At 71.8% G+C, this 3,917-nt stretch carries 6 protein-coding genes; 2 read left to right on the top strand and 4 right to left on the bottom strand.

Translation table 11 applies throughout. The annotated features are described in order from the left end of the window. Nucleotides 1-111: 111 nt before the first annotated feature. The 4 genes from ABD378_RS20925 to ABD378_RS20910 all read right to left on the bottom strand — a co-directional run bounded on the left by ABD378_RS20925 (nucleotide 112) and on the right by ABD378_RS20910 (nucleotide 2,514). Nucleotides 112-372 carry a hypothetical protein gene (locus ABD378_RS20925; protein WP_344522460.1) on the bottom strand — a complete coding sequence of 87 codons (261 nt, stop codon included), beginning with the start codon at nucleotides 370-372 and terminating at the stop codon, nucleotides 112-114. 71 nt (nucleotides 373-443) lie between these two features. Beyond that, nucleotides 444-746: a carboxypeptidase-like regulatory domain-containing protein gene (locus tag ABD378_RS20920; protein WP_344522459.1), complete on the bottom strand. Its 303-nt coding sequence runs from the start codon at nucleotides 744-746 to the stop codon at nucleotides 444-446. A gap of 10 nt (nucleotides 747-756) precedes the next feature. Beyond that, nucleotides 757-1,689: a trypsin-like serine peptidase gene (locus tag ABD378_RS20915; RefSeq protein WP_344522458.1), complete on the bottom strand. Its 933-nt coding sequence runs from the start codon at nucleotides 1,687-1,689 to the stop codon at nucleotides 757-759. Nucleotides 1,690-2,088: 399 nt separating this feature from the next. After that, complete coding sequence (locus tag ABD378_RS20910; protein ID WP_344522457.1) at nucleotides 2,089-2,514, bottom strand: VOC family protein; 426 nt, start codon at nucleotides 2,512-2,514, stop codon at nucleotides 2,089-2,091. Nucleotides 2,515-2,793: 279 nt separating this feature from the next. Between ABD378_RS20910 and ABD378_RS20905 the strand changes: the two genes are divergently transcribed. Beyond that, nucleotides 2,794-3,177, top strand: a complete 384-nt coding sequence (locus ABD378_RS20905; RefSeq protein WP_344522456.1) for a BlaI/MecI/CopY family transcriptional regulator — start codon at nucleotides 2,794-2,796, stop codon at nucleotides 3,175-3,177. A gap of 6 nt (nucleotides 3,178-3,183) precedes the next feature. Continuing rightward, nucleotides 3,184-3,917 (top strand): M56 family metallopeptidase (locus ABD378_RS20900; RefSeq protein WP_344522455.1); only part of this gene is annotated, 734 nt, incomplete at its 3' end.

Raw genomic sequence — 3,917 nt, 5'->3', positions numbered from 1 at the left:
GCGCGGCGGGCTCCCCACCGGGGCTCGCGCACGCGCTGGCCCGCCTCGCCGGCGACGTGGCCCCGCCGCTGTGACCGGACCAGTGCTCCGGGCGCGCCGGGGCCGAACCCGCTACGCGTCCGCGACCCGCACCGAGAGCCCGTAGTCCAGCTCGGACCCGTCGACCAGGAGCGCCTCGACGGTGCGGGTCGCGGGGTCGATGTCGGCCTCCATTCCGTCGCCCGCGTACCGGGGAAACCCGGAGGACCCGGTCTCGCCCGTGGCCACCACGACGGCCGAGCGCAGGGCGTCGCGGGTATCGGTCGTACTCACGCCGTTCCCCGAGAACTCGGGTACCAGCAGGATCTCGAAACGCTGCGGGGCACTGTTCATGCTCGTGACGCTAGACAGGAGTCGCGCACCACGCACGTCCACCGCTGCCGGTCGGCAACCATGGGCGCCCCTCAGCCGATGGTCAGATCGACCCGCAGCGGCCCTGGGAGGGCGGCCTGCGTCGGCGGTTCGACGCGGACGGTGGTCTCGGCCGTGCCGGGCGGACCCATGAGGGGGTCCGCCCGGCAGGTGAGCGTGTAATCGCCCGCTGTGGGGGCGGTGAGGGAGAACCGACCCTCGGTGTCCGTCAGGGCGGCGATGTCCGGCAAGGGCCGGGGGCCACTCGTGAACAGGACGTGGGCGCCCGTCACCGGGGTGCCCGACGCGTCGCGGACGACGCCGGTGATCTCCACTGCGGGCCTGCTGCCGCTCATAGGGGTTCTCTCACGCTTTCCACGCCACGTAGTTGTTGAAGACGGGGGTGGTGAACCGGGTTCCCGAGTTCACCCGCGATCCGCCGTAGGCGTGTATGCCGAAGCCGTAGCGGCCGGTGCTGTCGATGCGGTAGACGGAGCTGCCGCTCTGCCCGCCGGCGGTGTCGATGTCGTAGTACACCTTGCGCGGAGCGACCGAGTCGATCCCGCGTGCCGCGTACCACTGCGTCCCGGACGGCTTGTCGCCCGGATAGCCGGAGATGTTACCGGTGGTCTTGAGCAGGTCCGAGTCCGACCAGACGCCGAAGCCGAACCAGCCTGTGGTGGAGCCGATGTTGGAGGGCGTGACGATGGCGCCGTAGTCGAAGTTCTCGTCGCCGTTCGTCGTCCAGCCGGTCACGGAGCGGAAGCTGGTGCAGGTGATGCTGCCGTACGGCAGCGCGGCGCCGTTGCGTCCCGGCATGACCTGGATGCTCTTCACCCAGCCGTCCCGGCCCGCCACGCCGCTGCCCTTGATGTAGACGCAGTGCCCCGCGGTCGCGAGGGTGTGCGGTCCGAGCAGCCAGCCGGTGCCCTGGAAGAGGGCGTTGTCCCGGGCGGTGATCAGGAGGTAGCAGTGCACCCGCCACGGATACACGCTGGTGTTGGTGATCTGGATGCGGTCATCGGGGCCGTGCACGGTCTCCGGAGCCAGGGGCGGCGGGCCGAACGACGCCTCCCCGATGTCGGGAAGCGAGGCGGTCGGGGCCGTCCAGGCCTCCGGCGCGAAATGCTCGGGGCGCCGGTAGCCCTCGACGTGCTCAAGGCCCTCACCCGTCGAGTGCTGGGCCTCGCCCTGCGTCCCCTCGGACGGCGGCTGCAGGACCGCTTCCTGTTCGGCGGCCAGCGTTATGGCTCCGTCGTCCGGCTCGTTCGTCACTGCGGTGTGTGGATCTTGCGCCATTCTGGATCACCCGGCTTCTCTCAGAGCTGCGATGTGATGCCTTCAGGACGCCGCGGCCGCAACGTTCAGGGTTGATGCCTCTTCTTACTGCCGCCGGACAAGTGCCGCAATGAGCCTTTTGCGCCGATCGTCGCGCGTGCACACGTCCTGGGGCCGGGGGTGCCGCGTGCGTCAACTGCCCGGCTCCCGCGGCCCATGCGGCGCTCAGGGCGTCAGCTCGCCCCACCGCCTCACGGCGAACGGCTCCGGGTCAGGTCTCCGCAGCCACGGCCGGGCACCCCTGCCCCGCCCGCTGCGGGAGCGGGCGGGGCGCGATGCCTCAATCACGTCTCGAACAGATGGGCAGCCCCAGGAGCGGTCCGTTCCACCGGAAGGAGCTGTCCGTTCCGCACGCAGGCGCTAAGGGCGGGCGTAGGGCCGGGTCATGATCTCCATGTTGTGGCCGTCCGGGTCGTCGAAGTAGGCACCGCGACCGCCGAACAGGCGGTTGATCCGGCCGGGTTCGGTGTGGTTGGGGTCGGCGTAGTAGGTGACCCCGACCGTCTCCAGACGGGCGATCATGGAGTCGAACTGCTCGTCGGGCACGAGGAACGCGTAGTGCTGCGACTGGATCGGCTCGTCGCTCAGCTCGTAGTAGTCGAGCGTGACGCCGTTGCCGAGATCGACGGGCAGGAACGGCCCGAACGGGGCGCCGACCTTCAGGCCCAGGATCACGGCGAGGAACTCGGCGGACAGCCGCCGGTCCTTGGCGTAGACGGCGGTGTGGTTCAACTGGGCGGTCGTCACAGGTGAAGTGGGCTCGTGCGGGTGCTGGTCGTGCGGCATGTGTGAGGTCTCTTCCGGGTCTTGGGTTCCACCGACGGTGCGCCGCATGGGGCGCTGGGAGGGAAGACGGAAGAGGGGACGGCGGGGCTCTGGCCCGCCTCGCGCTCACGCCGAGGCCGGACGCCTCACTCGTGCATGGCCCATGGCCGACCCGGCAGTCACCCGAGCGACCCTAATGTGCGCCACGATGCGGAGCAATGCCGTTTTGGCCGCGCGCACCATCGGTGAACGGGGCGTTAGCCTCGTCCAGGACGACGAGGCAGTGGAAGGGAGACAGGCGTGGCGGAGCAGCGACCCCGGCGGCGGGGGCAGGGTGAGCTGGAGGCGCAGGTCCTCTCTGCCCTGCGCGAGGCGGAAGGTCCCGCGACCGCGGGCTGGGTGCAGGAGCGGCTCGGCGGGGATCTCGCGTACACGACCGTCGTGACGATCCTGACCCGGCTCCTGGACAAGGGCGCGGTGACCCGCGAGCGCGCGGGCCGCTCCTTCGCGTGGACACCGTCGTCCGACGAGGCGGGTCTCGCGGCGCGCAAGATGCGCAAGGTGCTCGACGGCGAGAGCGACCGGGAGGCGGTACTCGCCAGTTTCCTCACCGCTCTGCCGCCGGGCGACGAGCAGCTGCTCCGAGAGCTCCTCGGCCAGGCCGATGCGGAGAGGGACGCCTGAGCCGTCATGGGGATGTTCGTCCTTCTGCCGCTGGTCCTTCCGCTGACGGCATGGCCGGTCGCCCGGCTCGCCGAGCAGCGTCTGCACCCGCGGACCGCCACCCGGCTGCTCACGACGGTCGCCGCGGTCATGGCGCTGTGCAGCACCCTGTGCCTGGGCCTGCTGATGGTCGTCGGCACGGCTCAGCTGCCGGGCAACCCCCTGCCGGACGGCTGGTCGGACCCGGAGGTGCGCGCCGCCGTGCCGTACGACGAGGTCGCGGGCCGCCTTGCCATTCCCGGTCTTCTTGCCGTGGCCGTGGCGTGCGGCAGAACGCTGTGGCGCCACCGCCAGGTACGCCGCCTCGCCCACCGCGCGCTGGCCGGGCTGCCCGACACCGCCGTCGCGGTCCTGCCCGACGACGTGCCCTACGCGTACGCGCTGCCCGGCGGCGCCCGCGACCGGGTCGTGGTCACCACCGCCCTGCTCGGCTGCCTCGAACCCGCCGAGCGCCGCGCCCTGTTCGCCCATGAACGCGCCCACCTCGCGACCCGGCACCACCGCTACCTCCTTGCCGTGCAGCTGGCCGCGCGCGCCAATCCGTTCCTGCGCCCGCTGCGCACGGCGGTGTCGTACACGACCGAGCGCTGGGCGGACGAGGACGCCGCCCACGCCGTCGGCGACCGCAGGACCGTCGCCCGCGCGATCGGCAAGGCGGCCCTGCACTCCCGGGGCGCCCCGGCCCCGACCCTGGCCGGACT

Origin of the sequence: Streptomyces rectiviolaceus (assembly GCF_039533825.1) — a bacterium.
Taxonomy (GTDB): Bacteria; Actinomycetota; Actinomycetes; order Streptomycetales; family Streptomycetaceae; genus Streptomyces; species Streptomyces rectiviolaceus.
This window is presented reverse-complemented; position numbering and strand designations above follow the sequence as displayed.

Bases quoted from the DNA above. Each gene is read 5' to 3' on its own strand.
- ABD378_RS20925 (WP_344522460.1), bottom strand. From the start codon at position 372: ATGAACAGTGCCCCGCAGCGTTTCGAGATCCTGCTGGTACCCGAGTTC.
- ABD378_RS20920 (WP_344522459.1), bottom strand. From the start codon at position 746: ATGAGCGGCAGCAGGCCCGCAGTGGAGATCACCGGCGTCGTCCGCGAC.
- ABD378_RS20915 (WP_344522458.1), bottom strand. From the start codon at position 1,689: ATGGCGCAAGATCCACACACCGCAGTGACGAACGAGCCGGACGACGGA.
- ABD378_RS20910 (WP_344522457.1), bottom strand. From the start codon at position 2,514: ATGCCGCACGACCAGCACCCGCACGAGCCCACTTCACCTGTGACGACC.